17 protein-coding genes are annotated in these 17,725 nt (G+C 37.7%); 7 read left to right on the forward strand and 10 right to left on the reverse strand.

Annotated features, from left to right (window positions below):
* Positions 1-240 precede the first annotated feature (240 nt).
* From EV201_RS13460 to EV201_RS13495, 8 genes are all read right to left on the reverse strand, one after another.
* Positions 241-1,338: an Mrp/NBP35 family ATP-binding protein gene (locus EV201_RS13460; RefSeq protein ID WP_130308169.1), complete on the reverse strand. Its 1,098-nt coding sequence runs from the start codon at positions 1,336-1,338 to the stop codon at positions 241-243.
* 140 nt (positions 1,339-1,478) lie between these two features.
* A complete protein-coding gene (locus EV201_RS13465; protein ID WP_130308170.1) occupies positions 1,479-1,823 on the reverse strand; it encodes an MGMT family protein in 345 nt (114 codons plus the stop codon).
* Positions 1,824-1,833: 10 nt separating this feature from the next.
* Positions 1,834-2,616, reverse strand: coding sequence for a tRNA (guanosine(46)-N7)-methyltransferase TrmB (trmB, locus tag EV201_RS13470; protein ID WP_130308171.1), 783 nt, complete (start codon positions 2,614-2,616; stop codon positions 1,834-1,836).
* A gap of 42 nt (positions 2,617-2,658) precedes the next feature.
* Entirely contained in the window at positions 2,659-3,156 is a 498-nt protein-coding gene (locus tag EV201_RS13475) for a gliding motility lipoprotein GldH (protein ID WP_130308172.1), read from the reverse strand.
* 108 nt (positions 3,157-3,264) lie between these two features.
* A complete protein-coding gene (locus EV201_RS13480) occupies positions 3,265-4,416 on the reverse strand; it encodes a PSP1 domain-containing protein (RefSeq protein ID WP_130308173.1) in 1,152 nt (383 codons plus the stop codon).
* A gap of 339 nt (positions 4,417-4,755) precedes the next feature.
* Positions 4,756-5,880, reverse strand: coding sequence for a DNA polymerase III subunit (locus tag EV201_RS13485; RefSeq protein WP_130308174.1), 1,125 nt, complete (start codon positions 5,878-5,880; stop codon positions 4,756-4,758).
* A 198-nt stretch (positions 5,881-6,078) separates the two neighbouring features.
* Positions 6,079-7,065 carry an SPFH domain-containing protein gene (locus EV201_RS13490; protein ID WP_130308175.1) on the reverse strand — a complete coding sequence of 329 codons (987 nt, stop codon included), beginning with the start codon at positions 7,063-7,065 and terminating at the stop codon, positions 6,079-6,081.
* Positions 7,066-7,073: 8 nt separating this feature from the next.
* Complete coding sequence (locus tag EV201_RS13495) at positions 7,074-7,508, reverse strand: NfeD family protein (protein ID WP_130308176.1); 435 nt, start codon at positions 7,506-7,508, stop codon at positions 7,074-7,076.
* Positions 7,509-7,730: 222 nt separating this feature from the next.
* Between EV201_RS13495 and EV201_RS13500 the strand changes: the two genes are divergently transcribed.
* From EV201_RS13500 to EV201_RS13530, 7 genes are all read left to right on the forward strand, one after another.
* Positions 7,731-9,341, forward strand: coding sequence for a MutS-related protein (locus tag EV201_RS13500; RefSeq protein WP_130308177.1), 1,611 nt, complete (start codon positions 7,731-7,733; stop codon positions 9,339-9,341).
* A gap of 133 nt (positions 9,342-9,474) precedes the next feature.
* On the forward strand, positions 9,475-10,671 hold the full coding sequence (locus tag EV201_RS13505) for an acyl-CoA dehydrogenase family protein (protein WP_130308178.1): 1,197 nt from the start codon (positions 9,475-9,477) through the stop codon (positions 10,669-10,671).
* Between the two features lie 21 nt (positions 10,672-10,692).
* Positions 10,693-11,685, forward strand: coding sequence for a beta/alpha barrel domain-containing protein (locus EV201_RS13510; protein ID WP_130308179.1), 993 nt, complete (start codon positions 10,693-10,695; stop codon positions 11,683-11,685).
* 37 nt (positions 11,686-11,722) lie between these two features.
* Positions 11,723-13,048, forward strand: coding sequence for a hydroxymethylglutaryl-CoA reductase, degradative (locus tag EV201_RS13515; RefSeq protein ID WP_130308180.1), 1,326 nt, complete (start codon positions 11,723-11,725; stop codon positions 13,046-13,048).
* Between the two features lie 7 nt (positions 13,049-13,055).
* A complete protein-coding gene (locus tag EV201_RS13520) occupies positions 13,056-13,991 on the forward strand; it encodes a GYDIA family GHMP kinase (RefSeq protein WP_130308181.1) in 936 nt (311 codons plus the stop codon).
* Positions 13,992-14,098: 107 nt separating this feature from the next.
* Positions 14,099-15,136, forward strand: a complete 1,038-nt coding sequence (locus tag EV201_RS13525) for a diphosphomevalonate decarboxylase (RefSeq protein WP_130308182.1) — start codon at positions 14,099-14,101, stop codon at positions 15,134-15,136.
* Positions 15,137-15,145: 9 nt separating this feature from the next.
* Entirely contained in the window at positions 15,146-16,099 is a 954-nt protein-coding gene (locus EV201_RS13530; RefSeq protein WP_130308183.1) for a mevalonate kinase family protein, read from the forward strand.
* 70 nt (positions 16,100-16,169) lie between these two features.
* On the opposite strand, the gene EV201_RS13535 is transcribed toward EV201_RS13530, so the two are convergent.
* Together EV201_RS13535 and EV201_RS13540 are read right to left on the reverse strand one after the other, a co-directional pair.
* Complete coding sequence (locus tag EV201_RS13535; RefSeq protein ID WP_130308184.1) at positions 16,170-16,550, reverse strand: hypothetical protein; 381 nt, start codon at positions 16,548-16,550, stop codon at positions 16,170-16,172.
* A gap of 181 nt (positions 16,551-16,731) precedes the next feature.
* Positions 16,732-17,586: a Cbp1 family collagen-binding glycoprotein adhesin gene (locus tag EV201_RS13540; protein ID WP_130308185.1), complete on the reverse strand. Its 855-nt coding sequence runs from the start codon at positions 17,584-17,586 to the stop codon at positions 16,732-16,734.
* Positions 17,587-17,725: the final 139 nt, after the last annotated feature.

Consider the following 17,725-nt stretch of genomic DNA (forward strand, 5'->3'; position numbering starts at 1 on the left):
ATATTGCCCCGGTCGTTCTATAACGATCGGGGCTTTTTTTGTAATGATTACCTCCAATAGTTCTTTCTAAACAAGAACCTAATTCAACCATTTTCCCCACATGGGGAAAATGATCTACATTCTCATAATCGTAGCTTTTACAACCGATTTTGAAGTTAGATAAGTATCAGACCAATTCATAAAAAAAGCACCTCCGATTTCGGAGGTGTTTTTGTATTATTACGAATTGATAACTGTGAGTTACCTTGTCATTTCAACTTTTGCAGTTGGATCTTGATTTTTGTTTCTGTCTTCAACAGCAGCCATTAGTTTGCTTGCCAAATCGGCGAAAGCCATACCTGTAACAGAATCTTCGTTTAAGGCTGCAGGAGCGCCATTGTCACCACCTTCGCGAATGCTTTGAACAATTGGAATTTGTCCCAACAGATTAACGCCTTTTTCTTCAGCCAGTTTTTTACAACCATCTTTACCGAAAATGTAGTATTTGTTGTTAGGCAATTCAGCAGGTGTAAACCAAGCCATATTTTCAACCAATCCTAAAATAGGTACGTTTACGCCAGGTCCTTCGAACATGTTAATCCCTTTTACAGCATCGGCCAAAGCCACATCCTGAGGTGTACTCACTACAATGGCACCGGTAACAGGAACGGTTTGTACCAAAGTCAGGTGAATATCTGATGTTCCGGGAGGAAGGTCGATTAATACGAAATCAAGTTCGCCCCAGTTCCCTTCTTCAATCATTTGCTTAAGTGCGTTTGAAGCCATAGGCCCTCTCCACACGGTTGCCTGAGCCGGATCAACAAAGAAACCGATAGAAAGCATCTTCACACCATAACGCTCGTGTGGCTCGATTCGATCTTTCCCGTCAATTTGTGTTAGTTTTGGACTTGCACCTTCAGAGCCAAACATTTTAGGAACGGATGGGCCATAAATATCAGCATCGATAAGTCCCACTTTTTTACCAGCTTTTGCCAAAGCAACTGCCAGATTTGATGAAATAGTTGATTTACCAACACCTCCCTTACCCGAAGCAACAGCAATAATATTGGTTACATTGGGAAGTACTGAAGGCGCTTCAACAATATGAACGGCTTTTACCTTAATATTCCCTTTGATTTCAGCATCCTTATCAACAAATCGTAGAATATTTGTGACACAAGCCTTCTTTAATGGGATAATATTGGGATCGTCAGATTTCTGAAAAACCAAATCGAATCCGATCTTTTTGCCTTCAATTTTCATATTACGAACCATATCCAGGCTAATAATATCTTTATCGCTACCCGGAAACTTTACAAGTTTTAAAGCATCGGTAACTTGTTTATTAGTATATGACATATCTTGTTAATTTGTTAGGGTGTTAATTCGTAAAATGTGTTTTAAACGGGGAAAGTTGTCCCGTTAAGAAACACTTAAAAATTAATACACCTCAAAGATAACTATCTAGATCTAATTTAAATAACAAAAGTGATGAAATTCTATTCTGAACAAAAATCTTCGGGAAGTTCCTTTATCGGATCCCAAAAATGTTTTTCGAAGTTTTGAATTTGATCATCGATAACAACGATTCCTTCGTTTTCGAGGAGTTGTTGCATCACGTTCTCACCAGGGAAATGATGTTTACCCGAAAGCATGCCAATACGGTTGACCACTCTGTGAGCTGGTATATAAGCATCGCGACTATGAGAGTTGTTCATGGCCCATCCCACAAGTCGGGACCCACGGGGAGAACCAACATAGCGTGCTATGGTACCATAATTACACACACGTCCAGGGGGTATTTGTTGTACCACCTTAAATATGCGTGTGTAAATATCTGACATGCCCTTTGGTTTATTGATTGTTCTTTTTAATGATGTCTTTTTCTTCAGTAGGTTGTTTACGTCTATCGCGGCCAAAACTGCGATATTCGTCCAGTTCAAGTTCTACATCCGGTTCTACAAACTCTTTTTTCCCTTCGAGAAGAAACTGAAGGTACTTAATCGGAATACCCTTACTTAAAAATTGGGCCTCATAATAGGTTTTAATACCCAAAATGTCGTTCGCGTATTCTGAATTGTACAAATCATCGGTATCGGTTAATACTTTCAGATTATTTTCCTGAATCATGTAGCGTGTGTAATGGTATAGAAACTGGCTATCAGATTTCAAATGAATCATTCCATTATCTGCCATCAAATCGCTATAGAGTTGCATGAAACGGGTTCCGGTAAGTCGTTTGGTGACTTTTTTCATTTGCGGATCAGCAAAGGTGATCCAGATTTCCGAAATCTCACCGTTTGCAAAAACCGAACGCAACAGCTCCACTTTGGTTCGAATGAAAGCCACATTTTTCAGATCTTTTTCAATCGCATCTTTAGCACCTTGCCAAAGTCTGGCTCCTTTAATATCGATACCAATAAAATTTTTATCCGGAAAACGTTCAGCTAAACCGACTGTATATTCGCCTTTACCACACCCAACTTCCAGAACAATAGGGTTATCATTCTTGAAATATTCCTTATTCCATTTACTCTTAAGTCTGAATTCTTTATCCCACACATCCTCGTGTGAAGGCTGGAAAACATTCTCAAAAGTTTCCATCTCAGCAAAACGCTTTAATTTATTCTTTCCCACTTTTTTACTATATCAGAGTAGACTACTTTGTAGATATTCAGTCTACTTATTTTGAGTTTCTAATTGTTTTGTTTTATCAATTTTCAGACCAATATTCACGATTCCGGGTAGGTTGTCATCCCGCATACCTTGTACCATTTCGAAGATATACAGTCCGGGTTTTGAAAATGAAACGGTAGGTTTGTATAAAACCTGCAGGTCGAATATATTTCCAAAACCACTACCAAACCACTCACCGGTATCATCTGCTAAATGGCATTCAAATTTGTCTTCGTTTGTGACGCCCTCCGGATCTGTTTGCTTAATGAAAAGCCAAAGATTACTGTAAGGATACCTGCCCGTATTTCGGATATCGATATAAATGTTGTGCAACTGAATGGAGTCTGTTATTTCCACTTCAAATCGAGCAATATGCTCTTTATTCCATTTGTGATTCGGAATATCGACATAATTCTCATACAGACGATTGTCCTGACAGGCACTCGAGATGAATATCAGTGCAAAACTCAGCAGTAAAAGGGTTTTGGATTTAAACTTCATTGATTTAAAATATCAAGTCTTTAATTCTCTTAAGCCAATAAAGTATTGAGTAGATGATTTATCTAAGTGCTCAATACTTTATGATTTTTTTATTTTATTAGACGAATGCTACTCTTTTGTTTTATTTATTTTGCGAGGCTTACGTCGGAATTTACGTTTGGGGCGTGGTTTCTTCACGGTCTCTGATTTATCAAAACGATTCAGACTGTCTTGTCCCACTACATTTTCGTAATCAAGTGCTTTACGAGTGATTTCCTCTTTTTTAATGACGAGCTCGTTTACTTTGGTGCCTTTTTTGTTTAGACGAATGATTTCTTTCACTCTTTCAACAGGAATCTGCACCATATTGACTGCATAGTTCTTATCGAAACTGTACCACATCAGGCGTTTAAAAATATCTGTTTTTTGATGATAAGCTGTCCCATCCTTGCATTCCAACGGAATATTGGTTGGTGGGAAATCCTTACGGGCATCAATGTAAACGTCCATTTCGTAGTTTAAGCAACATTTTAGCTTACCACACTGACCGGCTAGTTTTTGCGGATTTAAAGAAATCTCCTGATAACGAGCGGCGTTGGTTGTTACCGACACAAAATTTGTGATCCAGGTTGAGCAACACAGTTCGCGCCCACAAGGTCCAATTCCACCAATACGACCGGCTTCCTGACGGGCTCCAATCTGTCGCATTTCAATTCGGATTCTAAATTCTTCGGCTAAAACTTTAATTAATTGACGGAAGTCAACTCGCTCATCAGCGATATAATAAAAAATGGCCTTGGTTTTATCACCCTGATATTCCACATCGCCAATTTTCATATTCAGCTTTAGTTCAGCTGAAATCTGGCGTGCTTTAATCATGGTTTTGTGCTCAAGAGCAATGGCTTCGTGCCACTTTTCAATATCTACGGGTTTGGCTATGCGGTAAACTTTTTTGGCTTCGTAAGTTTTAGCGTCGAGCTTTTGTTTTTTCATTTGCTCAACTACTAAATCGCCTGTTAGCGAGACAATACCAATATCATGTCCGGGAGATGCTTCAACAGCAATTATATCGCCACGCTTAAGTCTTATTTTATTGTTGTTAGAATAAAAACCTTTGCGTGTATTTTTAAATTTAACTTCTATAATATCGGGACATAAAGCGCTTTCAGGAACGTCACCTAACCAGTCGTAAACATCTAGTTTACCTGCCAAAAGTCGATGATCGGTTTTACCTTTAGCGCAACCGCCACACTTGCCTTTTGGTTCCTTCTCTTCTATCATATGTATATATATTGAGTGCAGTAACTTGTTGATGTACGGAAATTTGTACACCAATAGTTTGCATGATTTGTATTTAAGATTCGAAAATTGTTCGAATTTGAAAGTTTATAATCGTGCCTGCAAAATTAGCTAATAAAATGGGATATCTATCAGATTTACTGAGAGTCTATACCATAAATAACCCCTAAAGTTAATTAATTTTTTAAAGGTCTGAAGAATCCGAAAAAATATCTGGAAAAAGAACGTGGTATAGATTTGATTGAAAGAATGTAATAGTCATGAAATTCAGTTCAAATAGGGGGCTGAATAGGCTAATAGATCCTTAAATAAGAGTCTTTATTATGGTCGTAACAATTTAACCCAGCGCAAACTTAAGTCAAGGAAAATAATTTTTGCATTTCCATTTCGTTCGATATCGTTGTAGGCTTTTGTCAGTTCATCAGCAATGGGCCAAACATTATCTTCGTTGATAAATGGTGAAAAACGTTGAGAAAAGTTCATCTCTTCGCCATTAAGGAAAACCATTTCTTCCTGTTTTAGGTTCAGGATAAAGTTTTCCCGAATCATTTTTAAGCAATAATGCAGAAAACTTTTCTGTCTTTCGCGACCAATTGCGCTAATTTCTTCAGCCCAAGTCATCAGTTCGAGCACATTTCGGGCATAACAAATACGCATGATGCTGACAAAACGATCGAAATTAAAGGCATTCTCATCCGAATTTTTGATTAGAACCTTAGCCTTGCGGTAACTTCCTTCGGATAGTCTGACCAAATTAATCAGCTCAGTATCCGATAAGTTATATTCCGATTTAAGGGCTGAACGAAGAGCTTCTTTGTCAATTCTTGGAATTTTAGTCATTTGAGCTCTTGATCGAATTGTTTGAAGGATTCGGTTAGGCTCTTCAGAAACGAGAAAGAAGAGGGTTTTTGTTGGGGGTTCTTCAATGAGTTTAAGCAACTTATTGGCACAGGAAGCATGCATTTTCTCCGGTAGCCAGATGATCATGATTTTATAATCAGACTCATACGTTTTAAGGCTTAATTTCTTAAGAATTTCATTGCTTTCATTGGAATAGATCATGCCCTGAGCATTTTCAACTCCCAAGCTCGCATACCAATCATTAAGATCGAAATAAGGATCGCTGATCACCTGTTTTCTCCAATTGTTGATGTAGGTGTCGCTAACAGGATTGCTCACCCCTTTACCTTTAACAACAGGAAAAACAAAGTGTAAATCAGGGTGAACCAGTTTTTGATATTTTTTACAAGAAGGGCACTGTCCGCAAGAATCATTGGCTTGTTTGTTTTGGCACGAAACGTACTGAGCAAAAGCAATTGCAAGAGCTAATTTGCCCACACCTTTTTCACCAACAATAAGTTGCGCATGACTCACTCTATTATCCTTAACGGTCTGAATAAAGCGTGACTTCGTATCCTCTTGTCCAATAATATCTTTAAACTGCATGTGTTTTTGTATGAATCGTTAAGCCAGTGATCTTGACATTTTCAAATAGATACCAAAGGTAAAAAAAATAGGGTTTGTTCAGATATGTTTTTTCAAGGATAAATTCGGATGAAGGGATTCTCAGTTTTGGAAGATAAGGTTAAAACGAAAGGTCGAACAAACTGCTCGACCTTTGGTTCAATATATGAGGGGTTAGGGTTATTTTACACTAGCGGTAAGCATATCTTTAATGCCACCAATTGAGCTTAACACGCCTGTTGCTTCGTATGGCAGATAGATAACCTTATTATCTTTTCCACTTACCATTTCTTTAAGCGTGTCGATATAGCGAACTGCAATCAGGTAATTAGCAGGATCTCCACCCTCCTGGCTGATAGCTTCGGTAATTCTCTGAATGGCTTCAGCTTCAGCAATTGCTTTCTTAATTCTGGCTTGTGCCTCTCCTTCGGCTCTCAGAATCTTCGATTGCTTTTCACCTTCAGCCTTATTAATTTCAGATTCTTTGATCCCTTCAGCCTCAAGAATACTTGCGCGTTTCATTCCTTCAGCTTCGAGAATCGCTGCACGACGATCACGCTCAGCACGCATCTGTTTTTCCATGGCAGCAATAATATCCTGTGGCGGGTTAATGTCCTGTAATTCTACTCGATTCACTTTCACACCCCACTTGTTTGTGGCATCGTCAAGAATTCCTCTGAGTTTTGTGTTTATGGTATCGCGGGAGGTTAATGTTTGATCCAATTCTAATTCACCAATAACGTTTCTTAAGGTTGTTTGAGTTAATTTTTCAATGGCATCGGGTAAATTTTCAATTTCATAAATTGCTTTCACAGGATCCATGATTTGGAAGTATAATAAGGCATTGATTTGAACACCAACATTATCTTTTGTAATCACGTTTTGTTTTGGGAAATCATATACGGTTTCTCTTAAATCGATACGCGCTTTATTCTTAAACATGACAATTTTTTGTCCATTAAAATCTTCTTTTACGTAGCGCCAAACAATATCTCTCGTTTGATCGAAGATTGGAATAATGATATTGATTCCTGATTGAAGCGTTCGGTTGTATTTACCAAGACGTTCAATAATAATTGTTTCAGATTGACGAACAATTTTAAGGCCTGAGGCCATGAAGATGATGACTAAAAGAGCAATTGCTCCTGCCAGGATAATTCCACCCATGTTAAACTTTATTTTACGGTTAAAACAATACTTTCATAACTCACTATGGTCACAATCTGCCCTTTTGGAATTTCCTGTCCATCAAAAGAGTTTGCTTTCCAGTTATCCCCATCTATTTCAACGCGTCCGCTTCTTTTTTTGTGATTGATGGTTTCAACCACTGTTGCTTTTTTACCTAAAAGAGCATCAGCATTGGTGTTGACATACGCTTTTGATTTTAGAATAAATTTTTTTGCAAATGGGCGAACAAAGAAGAGACTTAGAAATGTGAAGGCCGAAAATAACACGAGTTGTTGCGTGATATCCAAACCTAAATATGCACCTATCCCTGTTACCAAAGCTCCTGTTCCAATGCAGACTGCAACGAAACTGGTCATAAATATTTCAATGATGAATAAAAGGACTGCGGCGAGTAGCCAAATGTGCCAAATTTCAATTTCCATAGTTAGAATCTTAATTTATATGTAAATTTAGATTATACAACTAAAAAAAACTACTGTCAAATCTGTCAAGTTTGTCAGAGGGTATTTTTCATCTTTATTTTAAAAGGAATAGTTGTATTTTTGGGAGTTGTTTTTGGAGCTTAAAGAAGAATAAATTGATCATGATTTTATTTTACATAGCCCTAATATTTTATTCTGAATCGTTGTATAGAAATTAACGTTATGATATTTAGTAGGAAAAAGAAAAGAGATAAAGCTGATCTGAATTCTTTTGGGAAAATAAAAGAGGATGTGTTTAATTTCGATCAGATTGAGAGATATTTTAGAAATAAGAAACATGAAGATTCATTTCAGGTTTTATCTGATAAAACATGCCAGGATTTGGACTTTGATGAGTCATTTATGTTTTTGGATAGAACCCGATCTAAAGTAGGACAGCAATACCTTTATAATAAACTAAGGAATATCCCTTCAAATCAGGATCGTTTAGATAAAAGTGAACGTTTGATTAGAGCTTTTAGTGAGGATGTTGAATTGAGAAATAAAACCAGTAGGGCTCTTTCCCTGTTAGACGATAATGATTCATATTATATTACTGCTCTTTTTCAGGATGAGCATATACAAGAACCCAAGTGGTTTTTTATGATTCGAATTTTATCTTTTACAAGTTTATTATCTTTGATACTTTTTCCAATAAATGGCAAACTGTTTTTTGTCTTATTGGGTGTTTTTATTATCAACCTAGGGATACATTTTTGGAATAAGAGAAATCTATATTTGAACTTAAAATCGATACCACAGCTTATCAAGTTAAGTGGTGCTGCTCGACAACTTAATGAGATAGCTTGTTTTAAGGGTTTTGACGCCACCTTGAAAGTCTCTATAAAAGTTATTGACCAACTTAAGTTTCGAATGTCTTTTTTCAAATTAGGATCGAGTTCAGCTAGTGAATTCGAAGCACTATTTTGGTTTGTGATTGAATTGGTGAAAATTGTATTTCTACTAGAGCCCCTTTTATTATTTGGGATATTAAGACAACTGGATAAAAACAGAAGTGAGATAGAAGCTCTTTTTACTTTCGTTGGTGAAATAGATGCCTTGCTAAGTATTGCTTCATTGAGAGAGGGAACCGATAAATGCTGCATCCCTGAAATCTCTGAAGAAAAGTCTCCTTTGTCAGCAGAGGCACTTTATCATCCTTTGATTGTTAATGCGATTACGAATTGTATTCGAGTGAATGACAAGTCCGTTTTATTGACTGGTTCAAACATGTCGGGCAAAACAACTTTTATTCGAACAATTGGAATAAATACACTAACAGCTTTGACTATAAACACGTGTTTTGGGCAGTCTTTTTCTTTGCCTCGAATGCGCATTTTTTCCGCGATTCGAATCAGCGACGATTTGCTTAATGATAAGAGTTACTATTTTGAAGAAGTCCTCACAATAAAGAAAATGATTGAGGCAAGTCAGTGTGGCAAAATGAATTTATTTCTTCTCGATGAGATATTTAAAGGGACGAATACGGTTGAGCGTATCTCTGCAGGTAAAGCGGTTTTGTCATCCTTGACTCAATTAAACAACTTTGTTTTCGTTTCGACCCATGACCTTGAATTAGCGGACCTGCTTCAGGAAGAGTATGATTTGTATCACTTTAGTGAAATAGTAGGCAATAAAACGGTTGATTTTGACTACAAGCTTAAGGAAGGGAAATTAATGAACAGAAATGCCATTAAGATTCTTCAAATCAATGGCTATCCGGAATCCGTCATTCAGGAAGCTTATTCTCTAGCTTTGGAGATGGATGAGGTTTTGTGTATGAATAATAATTAATTGAAAGTTGTTAAAATCATCTTGTTTTTATCAAAATTCATTCTAAATAATTTTTAGAGATAAAGGATTTTATTTACGTTTGCTAATTAAAAGACATTAAAGTCTGTTATTGTAAAAAAAGCAAAAACAAAATATGAATCCCTATACAAATAAAGAACACGATACGCTTCGATTGAAAGTGAGAGAATTTGCTGAAACGGAGGTGAAAGTTTTGGCTGCTGAACTGGATGAGAAGGAAGAATTTAGCGCACATTTAACCCAGAGAATGGGTGATCTCGGTCTATTTGGAATATACATCCCTCAAGAATACGGTGGACAGGGCAAGGATTATTTATCGCTGCTGATCGCTGTTGAAGAATTGGCTCGAGTGGATGCATCTCAGGCCTCAACATTGGCAGCTCATAATTCACTTGGAATCGGACCCATATATTATTTTGGAACTGAGGAACAAAAGCAGAATTATTTACCTCCTTTAACAACGGGTAAACATGTTTGGGCATTTGGCTTAACTGAAGAGAATGCCGGATCTGACTCCAGAGGAACTCAATCGAGAGCTGAATTAATCAATGAGAATTGGCTGATTAACGGAACAAAGAAATTTATATCAAATGCTTCATCTCAATCATCCTTGGGGGTTACTTTACAGGTGATTACGGATGAAAAAGATGGTGAAAAGGAATTATCTGTTATCTTAGTTGATAGAAAAACAGAAGGTTTTAAAGCCGAATCGATTAAAGGGAAGATGATGTGGCGTGCTTCTGACACGGGAGAATTATCATTTGAGAATTGCCAGGTTCCCAAAGCAAATTTATTGGGAGAACTGGGACAAGGAGCTAAAATCATGCTGAAAACCCTTGATTCAGGACGATTAACGATTGCTGCCATGGGGCTTGGGTTGGCACAGGGTGCCTATGAAGAAGCTTTAAAATATGCCAATAAACGTGAGCAATTTGGAAAACCTATTGTTAACTTTCAGGCGATCGCTTTTAAATTAGCCGATATGGCAACCAAGATTGAAGCGGCACGTTCATTATTGTATCAGGCCTGTTGGTTGAAAGATAATGGACATGAATTTGGGAAACAGGCGGCTATGGCAAAACTCTTTTGTTCTGAGATTGCCAGAGAAGTGGCGACTGATGCCGTGCAGATTCACGGCGCTCATGGCCTTTTAAAGTCTTCAGAAGTGGAACGCTTCTATCGCGATCAGCGTATGCTGGAAATTGGTGAAGGGACTTCAGAGATATTACGATTGGTCATATCGAGACATATAACAAGTAAAAAGGTTAAAGTAGAAGAAGATAAAGCTAGATTAGCTTGTAGTGACAACTGATAACCGAAAACAGATATAATAATGACAGACAGAAAACGAGACCATATTGATTTGGCTTTCCGTTCGCATATGGAACATGCGTTGGCTGACAAACGGTTCTATTACGAACCCTTGTTAAGTGCTCACCCTGATAAGGAGCTTGAGCCTTTCGAGTTTTTAGGCAAGCAATTGCGTACGCCTATTTGGGTGTCGAGCATGACCGGCGGAACAGAAAAAGCAGCTAAAATCAATTTGAATTTGGCTCGGGCCTGTGCACAGTTTGGAATGGGAATGGGACTTGGTTCTTGTCGTTCTTTGCTGGATAGTAAAGCTCATTTTGCTGATTTCGATATGCGTTCCGTTATCGGTGATGATTTGCCTTTGTATGCAAATTTAGGCATCTGTCAGATTGAGACATTGATAAAAGATAAAGCCCTCGACAAGATCGAAACGATGCTTCAAAACCTGAGAGCTGATGGTTTGATTGTTCATATTAATCCGATGCAAGAGAGTTTGCAGCCTGAGGGCGATCTGTTGTATCGTTCTCCGATTGAAACTTTACAGGAGTTGATGTCACAAGTTCATGTGCCACTAATTGTGAAGGAAGTCGGTCAGGGGATGGGACCAAAGAGTTTGGAAGCTTTGATGCAACTCCCACTTCAAGCCATAGAGTTTGGCGCATTTGGAGGAACTAATTTCGCAAAAATCGAGTTGATGCGACATCCTGAAAAAGGAGGAATGCTTTTGGAGGGCCTGAGTGAGATTGGACACAATGCTGAGGAGATGCTTGAATGGACCAACCAAATTTATGAAAAGAATCAGTCTGTTCAGTGTAAAGAAATTATCATTTCAGGAGGTATATCATCTTGTTTAGATGGTTATTATCTGATGAAAAAAAGTAAAATACCTGCTGTTTACGGGCAAGCTTCGGCCTTGTTGAAGCATGCGCAGGGCGAGTATGCTGACTTAGAGATGTACATTCAGAGTCAGATAAAAGGCCTTAAATTGGCTGAAGCCTATTTGGATCTGCGTTAGTCGAATAAGAATTTAAGTGTAGTAAAGCTATATCCTTATGGAGAATAAGATAATAAAAGGGTTTTCGAAACTGTCACGGATTGAGAAATTGAAATACCTGGGAGAGATTAGTGGGAAAGGCGATCAGATTGAAGCCGATTTGGACTATTTCAGATTGAATGATTTGGAACAGCAAAGCCTGTTGGATGAAATCAGTGAAAACACATTGTCTAACTTTTTTCTTCCCTTTGGAATTGCACCTAATTTTGTCATCAACAATAAGGTTTATCACCTCCCGATGGTGACTGAGGAAAGCTCAGTGATTGCAGCTGCTTCACGTTCGGCCAAATTTTGGGCAGACAGAGGTGGCTTTCATGCCAAAATTGTTTCTGTTGAAAAAACGGGGCAGGTCCATTTCATGTGGCAGGGGAAAAGCGATCGGTTGAAGCAAGTTTTTCCTGATCTGAAGAAGGAGTTGATGTGCGCTACACATAGTTTAACGACTAATATGCGACGCCGTGGCGGTGGTATTCTTGATGTGTCTTTGATTGATATGAGCCATGAGTTGGATAATTATTATCAACTGCATGTGAGTTTTGATACACTGGATGCCATGGGGGCTAATTTCATCAATTCTTGTCTGGAAATGATGGCCAGCACGCTTGAAACGTTTATTCACAATCAAAAGGATTGGACTGAAGAGGAACGTGAGTGTGAAATAGTCATGTCTATTTTATCAAACTACACACCAGATTGTCTGGTGGAATGCTGGATTGAGTGTGATATTAAAGATTTAGATGGGGTTTACGATGGCATGACAGGTGAAGTTTTTGCCAACAAGTTTTTAAAGGCAACCCAAATTGCTGAGCTCGATGTTTACAGAGCTTGTACGCACAATAAGGGTATTTTAAATGGTGTTGATGCTGTGGTTTTGGCAACAGGAAATGACTTTAGAGCAGTAGAAGCCAATGCACATGTTTGGGCCTCTCAAACCGGGAAATATAAGAGCCTGACCAAGGCAGATATCAGTGATGGAAAATTCAGATATGAATTGAAATTACCCCTTGCATTGGGAACGGTTGGCGGCCTAACCAAATTGCATCCTTTGGCAAAATTGGGTCTGGAACTTTTAGGTGACCCTTCTTCTCGAGATTTGATGATGATGACTGCAGCAGCCGGCTTGGCAAATAATTTTGGTGCGATTCGCTCATTGGTGACAACGGGTATTCAGCACGGACATATGAAAATGCATCTCTCAAATCTTTTGAATGCTTTTAATGCCAATAAAGCTGAAAAATTGATGGCTAAAACCCGATTTGCTCAATCAACGGTGAGTTACAGTGAGGTTGAAAATTTTCTGAATACACTTAGAAACACAAAATAAATAGGATTTGGATCAAGCTCAGTATTTTTATTCGAACGGCAAACTCTTAATAACAGCAGAGTATTTGGTACTTAAAGGGGCCTTGTCTTTGGCTATCCCTACTCAGTATGGACAATCACTAGCTGTCTATCCCAAAGCAGACGAAGGCTTCACCTGGCAAGCATTTGAGAATGAAAATGAATGGCTGAATTTTCATTTTTCTATCGATGAAATATTGAGTTCAAAGAATGACGTGCCCGTTGAGAAAGCGTTTGTTCTTGAACTTTTAAGGCAAGCTGTGGCTTTGAATCCAAATTTCCTTAGGGAAACCCGGTATAGGCTGCAAACCCGTTTGAATTTCAATCGAAATTGGGGTTTGGGTTCCAGTTCCACTCTAATTAATAATGTGGCACAATGGGCTCAGGTTGATGCTTTTAATTTCCTTGCTCGAGTTTCGAAAGCATCGGGCTACGATATTGCCTGCGCACAGAATGATACTCCCATTCTTTTTCAAAGAGTCAATAATAAAATTTCGTACGAAGCCTGTATGTTCTCCCCCGAATTTAAGGAACAGATTTATTTTCTATACTTGGGGAAAAAGCAGAAATCGGAGAAGGAAGTTAAGCGATTCCTTGAGCAAGAGAGGGATTTTTCTCTTGAAATACAGGAAATATCCGCCTTGTCATTACATCTTCTCGATGCTGAAAAGGCAAGGGACTTTGATAAAATTATCGAGGAGCATGAAGCGATTACTTCAAATCTGTTAGGCATTCCTGCCTTGAAACAGAATGCATTTTCTGATTTTGAAGGATCGATGAAATCTTTGGGAGCCTGGGGCGGCGATTTTGCCATGCTACGGAGTGATTGGGATAAAAAAAGATTAACAAACTATTTTGAATCGAAAGGCTTGGAAACCCTTATCCCTTGGGATAATATGGTGCTCGAAGATGAAAATGACGTGTAAAAACAGAAACAGACTATAATGAAACGAGCCATGAGAAAAGCTTTAACATACACGAAAACGATTAAAATGGCGGCTTCCATTCGACCAAAATATAAAATTATAACTGGATGAAAAATACAATTATGTGGGAAAGCCCATCCAATATTGCTTTAATTAAATATTGGGGGAAAATGGGTGAGCAACTGCCCTGTAATCCTTCTTTGAGTATGAGTTTAAAAGCGTCTGTATCTCGTTTTGAACTGACCTATTCACCTAAAAAAGGAGGGGAGAAAGATTTGGTATATCTTTTCGAAGGGAAAGAGAATAAAGCCTTTGAAGAAAAGTTGAGTCGATTTATTGCTTCTGTTTCAAACGATTTGCCATGCTTGAGTAAATATCAGCTTAAAATTTCCAGTTCCAATACCTTTCCTCATTCGGCTGGTATTGCCAGTTCCGCTTCTGCGATGAGTGCTTTAGCCTTATGTCTTTGCAGTATGCAAGAGGCTATTGATGAAATGGAAATGCCTCGTGATTTTTTCTTTCAAAAAGCCAGTCGGATTGCTCGCTTGGGGTCTGGGAGTGCCTCACGTTCTGTATTTGGACGATATGCCATCTGGGGTGAGATAGAAGGTCAGACTGAAAGCTCAAACTATTTCGCCATCCCTTTTAAAGAAAACATTCATCCCGTTTTTCAGGAACTTCAGGATACCATTTTAATGATCGATTCTTCACCTAAGAAGGTTTCGAGTACGGCAGGTCATGGGTTGATGAAAAATCATCCCTATGCGGATGCCCGTTTTCATCAAGCTCGTTTGAATATGGCCGATTTATTGGTCGTTTTAGAGGAGGGGAATTTTGATGAGTTTGCTCGTATTGTCGAGAATGAAGCACTTAGTTTACACGCTTTGATGATGAGTTCAAATCCATCTTATACCTTGTTAAAACCCAATACACTTATTGCCATCGAGCGAATTAAGGAGTTTCGTGATAAGTCTCAAATGCCACTGTGTTTTACACTTGACGCAGGACCGAATATTCATCTTCTGTATCCTAAAGCACATGAAGAAATCATTCAAAACTTCATACAACAGGAATTGCTTGAGTTTTTGGAAGATGGCAAATATATTCAGGATGGTATGGGGAATGGACCTAAGAGAATTAAATAAGATTTTACAATGAATCGTAGACCCGAACAATATTACGCTAAAATTCTACTCTTTGGGGAGTACGCTGTTCTGTTTAATTCGATGGGATTAAGCATTCCCTACACGCATTTTAAGGGAGAGCTGAGTTTTATTGATGAGAATAAATATACCGATAGACAATTTGCTCGCAGATCAAATGAAGAGTTGAGTAAATTCAGCGCCTTTTTAAAAGAAAATAAGCTAGATGATATGATTAAGCTTGATGCATTAAATCGGGATATTGCAAAAGGTTTGTATTTTGAATCGAGCATTCCCGAAAGTTATGGTTTGGGGAGTTCGGGCGCTTTGTGTGCCGCCATTTATAAGAAATATGCACGAAAGGCAATTCCGAATAATCGAATTATCCGAACAGAACAGATCACAGAGCTAAAAGCTCAGTTTTCTCAATTAGAATCAGGCTTCCATGGGCAAAGTTCGGGTTTAGACCCTTTGAATTCGTATTTAAAATTACCCTTGTTGATTCATAATTCCCAGAAAATTGAATTGGTCACATTGCCAGGTCGCAAATTTGGTCAGGATAGCGCTATTTTTCTCGTTGATACCGATAAGCAGGGCAATACAGCTCCTTTGGTAAAAGCTTTTCTTAAATCGTGTGAGGAGGAAGAATACTCTGAGCAAATCAGACAAGAGTTTATTCCTTTAAACAACAATTGTATTCAGGAACTCATAAAAGGAGAATCTGCACCTTTCTTTAACAATGTAGCCAAGCTATCTCATTTCCAGCTACAACATTTCCGGTCGATGATACCAGATGAATTTTTGTCTATTTGGGAATTAGGTCTCGAAAATAAAATGTTTTCTCTTAAACTTTGTGGCTCGGGTGGAGGTGGTTTTCTCTTAGGATTTACTCAAAACTATAGCCAAACTCAGGAATTGCTTAAGAGCAAGGGACACAAGATTGTAACGGTCTATCAGAACAATTGATTTAAGTCCTTCAAAAAAAATCCCGACCTACAACAGCAGATCGGGATTTGTTTTTGAAATGTTTTCTTGACTATTTCAACTTCGCTTTTCTTCGACGCTGTGCTCTAAAATAGAGGAATTGTGCACGAAGGCTGTAAATCCCCCCTACAATAACAACAAGAAAGATAATCTGTTTTCTACCCAGACTAAATTCAGCCAACAAGCCTTTTGTTAGCATTACAGTTGACATCACAACCAAAATAAGTGTTAACACACCTGCCAGATGTCCTATTACGGCATTTTCATTTTTAATGCCTTTGGTAAACGCAAATAGAATCAGACCAAATACAGCTGGAATAAGTGCCGTGTATTGCATATCTCCCAGTTCCATATAACGCATGATGAAACCAAATAATCCTAATAGAATAAGGATAAGGGCGTAAAATTTATTGATGTTATGTGCTTTGTCCATAATTGAATTATTTATTTTATTTAGAATAAATAAAAATACTAATTATTTCATATAATACAACAAAGTGCCCTAAGAGAATTTTCGTTGGCTGTTTATTTAGGAGAAATGAGCATAAAATAAGAGCGGCTGCCCGTAATGGACAGCCGCTCTTGGACAACCTTAAAACTCAACCATGAATTGATTATCGAGCCTTAACTACTAGGAATTTTGAAGACTTCCAAAATTCGTCAGCATTTGTAATTGTAATACCCTTACCTTCTTCAATCTTATAAGAGCTTGAAGGGTGAGTCGTAATCAATTTAACACCTTTTCCTTCAACAGGAATCATAGTAGTCTCGGTGATATCAATTTTCTTAAATTCTTTTGTATCTGCATTCTCACTTAAAACTTTAGCTGAAGCAATTCCGATGATACCACCTTTAGTAGCGATTACATTCTTAGCTTTTAGCTCAGAAGTTGTTCCCACTACATAGTAAGCAGTGTTCATTGCAGTAGTTCTTTCGCTAATAGTTTTTGCCTGATCAGCATTTTCTGTAGTTAATTCAGTAACTGCAGTGTTCAATTTAGTAACGTCAGCATTTAAACCTTCAACTTTAACGTTAAGATTTGCAACTTGCTCGTTTAATGCAGCGATATCAGCTTCTTTTTGAGCAACATCAGCTTTTAAACGATCAGTTAATTTTCTCAACTTTGAGTTTTGGTACCAGCTATTCTTAAGTTTCTTATCTAATTCAGCAATTTTAGCACGGTTTTGCTCTAATAAATTGTTGATAGAAGTGATATCTTTTGCAATTTTTTGCTTTTGAGATTTAGTAGGCGTTTCAGAATCAACAGCTACAATTTTCTCTTTTTCTTTAATAATCTCAAGATTCTCTTCAATAGAATTTAAAGTCGCGATGAACTCGTTAATTGCAACTTCTTTCTGCTTAGCAGTTTCAGTTAGTTGTAAATTTTGTTCTTTAAGTTGCTTTAGCTCTTTTTGATTACAAGCAACAAAAAAAGGCAAGATTAATAGTGCAAAAATAATACGTTTCATAGTCATGTTCTAATTATATAATATTCAAAATAAATTCTAAGATACATATAATAAATAGTGTGCCAAAAAATAAATTTTGAAAAATTGGATTTAAATTTATGTTGTAATAGCCTTTGTTTATAGGGCTTATGTGTTTTAT

The sequence above is a fragment of the Ancylomarina subtilis genome, from assembly GCF_004217115.1.
Taxonomy (GTDB): Bacteria; Bacteroidota; Bacteroidia; order Bacteroidales; family Marinifilaceae; genus Ancylomarina; species Ancylomarina subtilis.

Bases quoted from the DNA above. Each gene is read 5' to 3' on its own strand.
- EV201_RS13480 (WP_130308173.1), bottom strand. From the start codon at position 4,416: ATGATAGAAGAGAAGGAACCAAAAGGCAAGTGTGGCGGTTGCGCTAAA.
- EV201_RS13510 (WP_130308179.1), top strand. From the start codon at position 10,693: ATGACAGACAGAAAACGAGACCATATTGATTTGGCTTTCCGTTCGCAT.
- EV201_RS13475 (WP_130308172.1), bottom strand. From the start codon at position 3,156: ATGAAGTTTAAATCCAAAACCCTTTTACTGCTGAGTTTTGCACTGATA.
- EV201_RS13485 (WP_130308174.1), bottom strand. From the start codon at position 5,880: ATGCAGTTTAAAGATATTATTGGACAAGAGGATACGAAGTCACGCTTT.
- EV201_RS13490 (WP_130308175.1), bottom strand. From the start codon at position 7,065: ATGGGTGGAATTATCCTGGCAGGAGCAATTGCTCTTTTAGTCATCATC.
- EV201_RS13495 (WP_130308176.1), bottom strand. From the start codon at position 7,508: ATGGAAATTGAAATTTGGCACATTTGGCTACTCGCCGCAGTCCTTTTA.
- EV201_RS13535 (WP_130308184.1), bottom strand. From the start codon at position 16,550: ATGGACAAAGCACATAACATCAATAAATTTTACGCCCTTATCCTTATT.
- EV201_RS13460 (WP_130308169.1), bottom strand. From the start codon at position 1,338: ATGTCATATACTAATAAACAAGTTACCGATGCTTTAAAACTTGTAAAG.
- EV201_RS13525 (WP_130308182.1), top strand. From the start codon at position 14,099: ATGAAAAATACAATTATGTGGGAAAGCCCATCCAATATTGCTTTAATT.
- EV201_RS13505 (WP_130308178.1), top strand. From the start codon at position 9,475: ATGAATCCCTATACAAATAAAGAACACGATACGCTTCGATTGAAAGTG.
- EV201_RS13500 (WP_130308177.1), top strand. From the start codon at position 7,731: ATGATATTTAGTAGGAAAAAGAAAAGAGATAAAGCTGATCTGAATTCT.
- EV201_RS13530 (WP_130308183.1), top strand. From the start codon at position 15,146: ATGAATCGTAGACCCGAACAATATTACGCTAAAATTCTACTCTTTGGG.
- EV201_RS13465 (WP_130308170.1), bottom strand. From the start codon at position 1,823: ATGTCAGATATTTACACACGCATATTTAAGGTGGTACAACAAATACCC.
- EV201_RS13540 (WP_130308185.1), bottom strand. From the start codon at position 17,586: ATGAAACGTATTATTTTTGCACTATTAATCTTGCCTTTTTTTGTTGCT.
- EV201_RS13515 (WP_130308180.1), top strand. From the start codon at position 11,723: ATGGAGAATAAGATAATAAAAGGGTTTTCGAAACTGTCACGGATTGAG.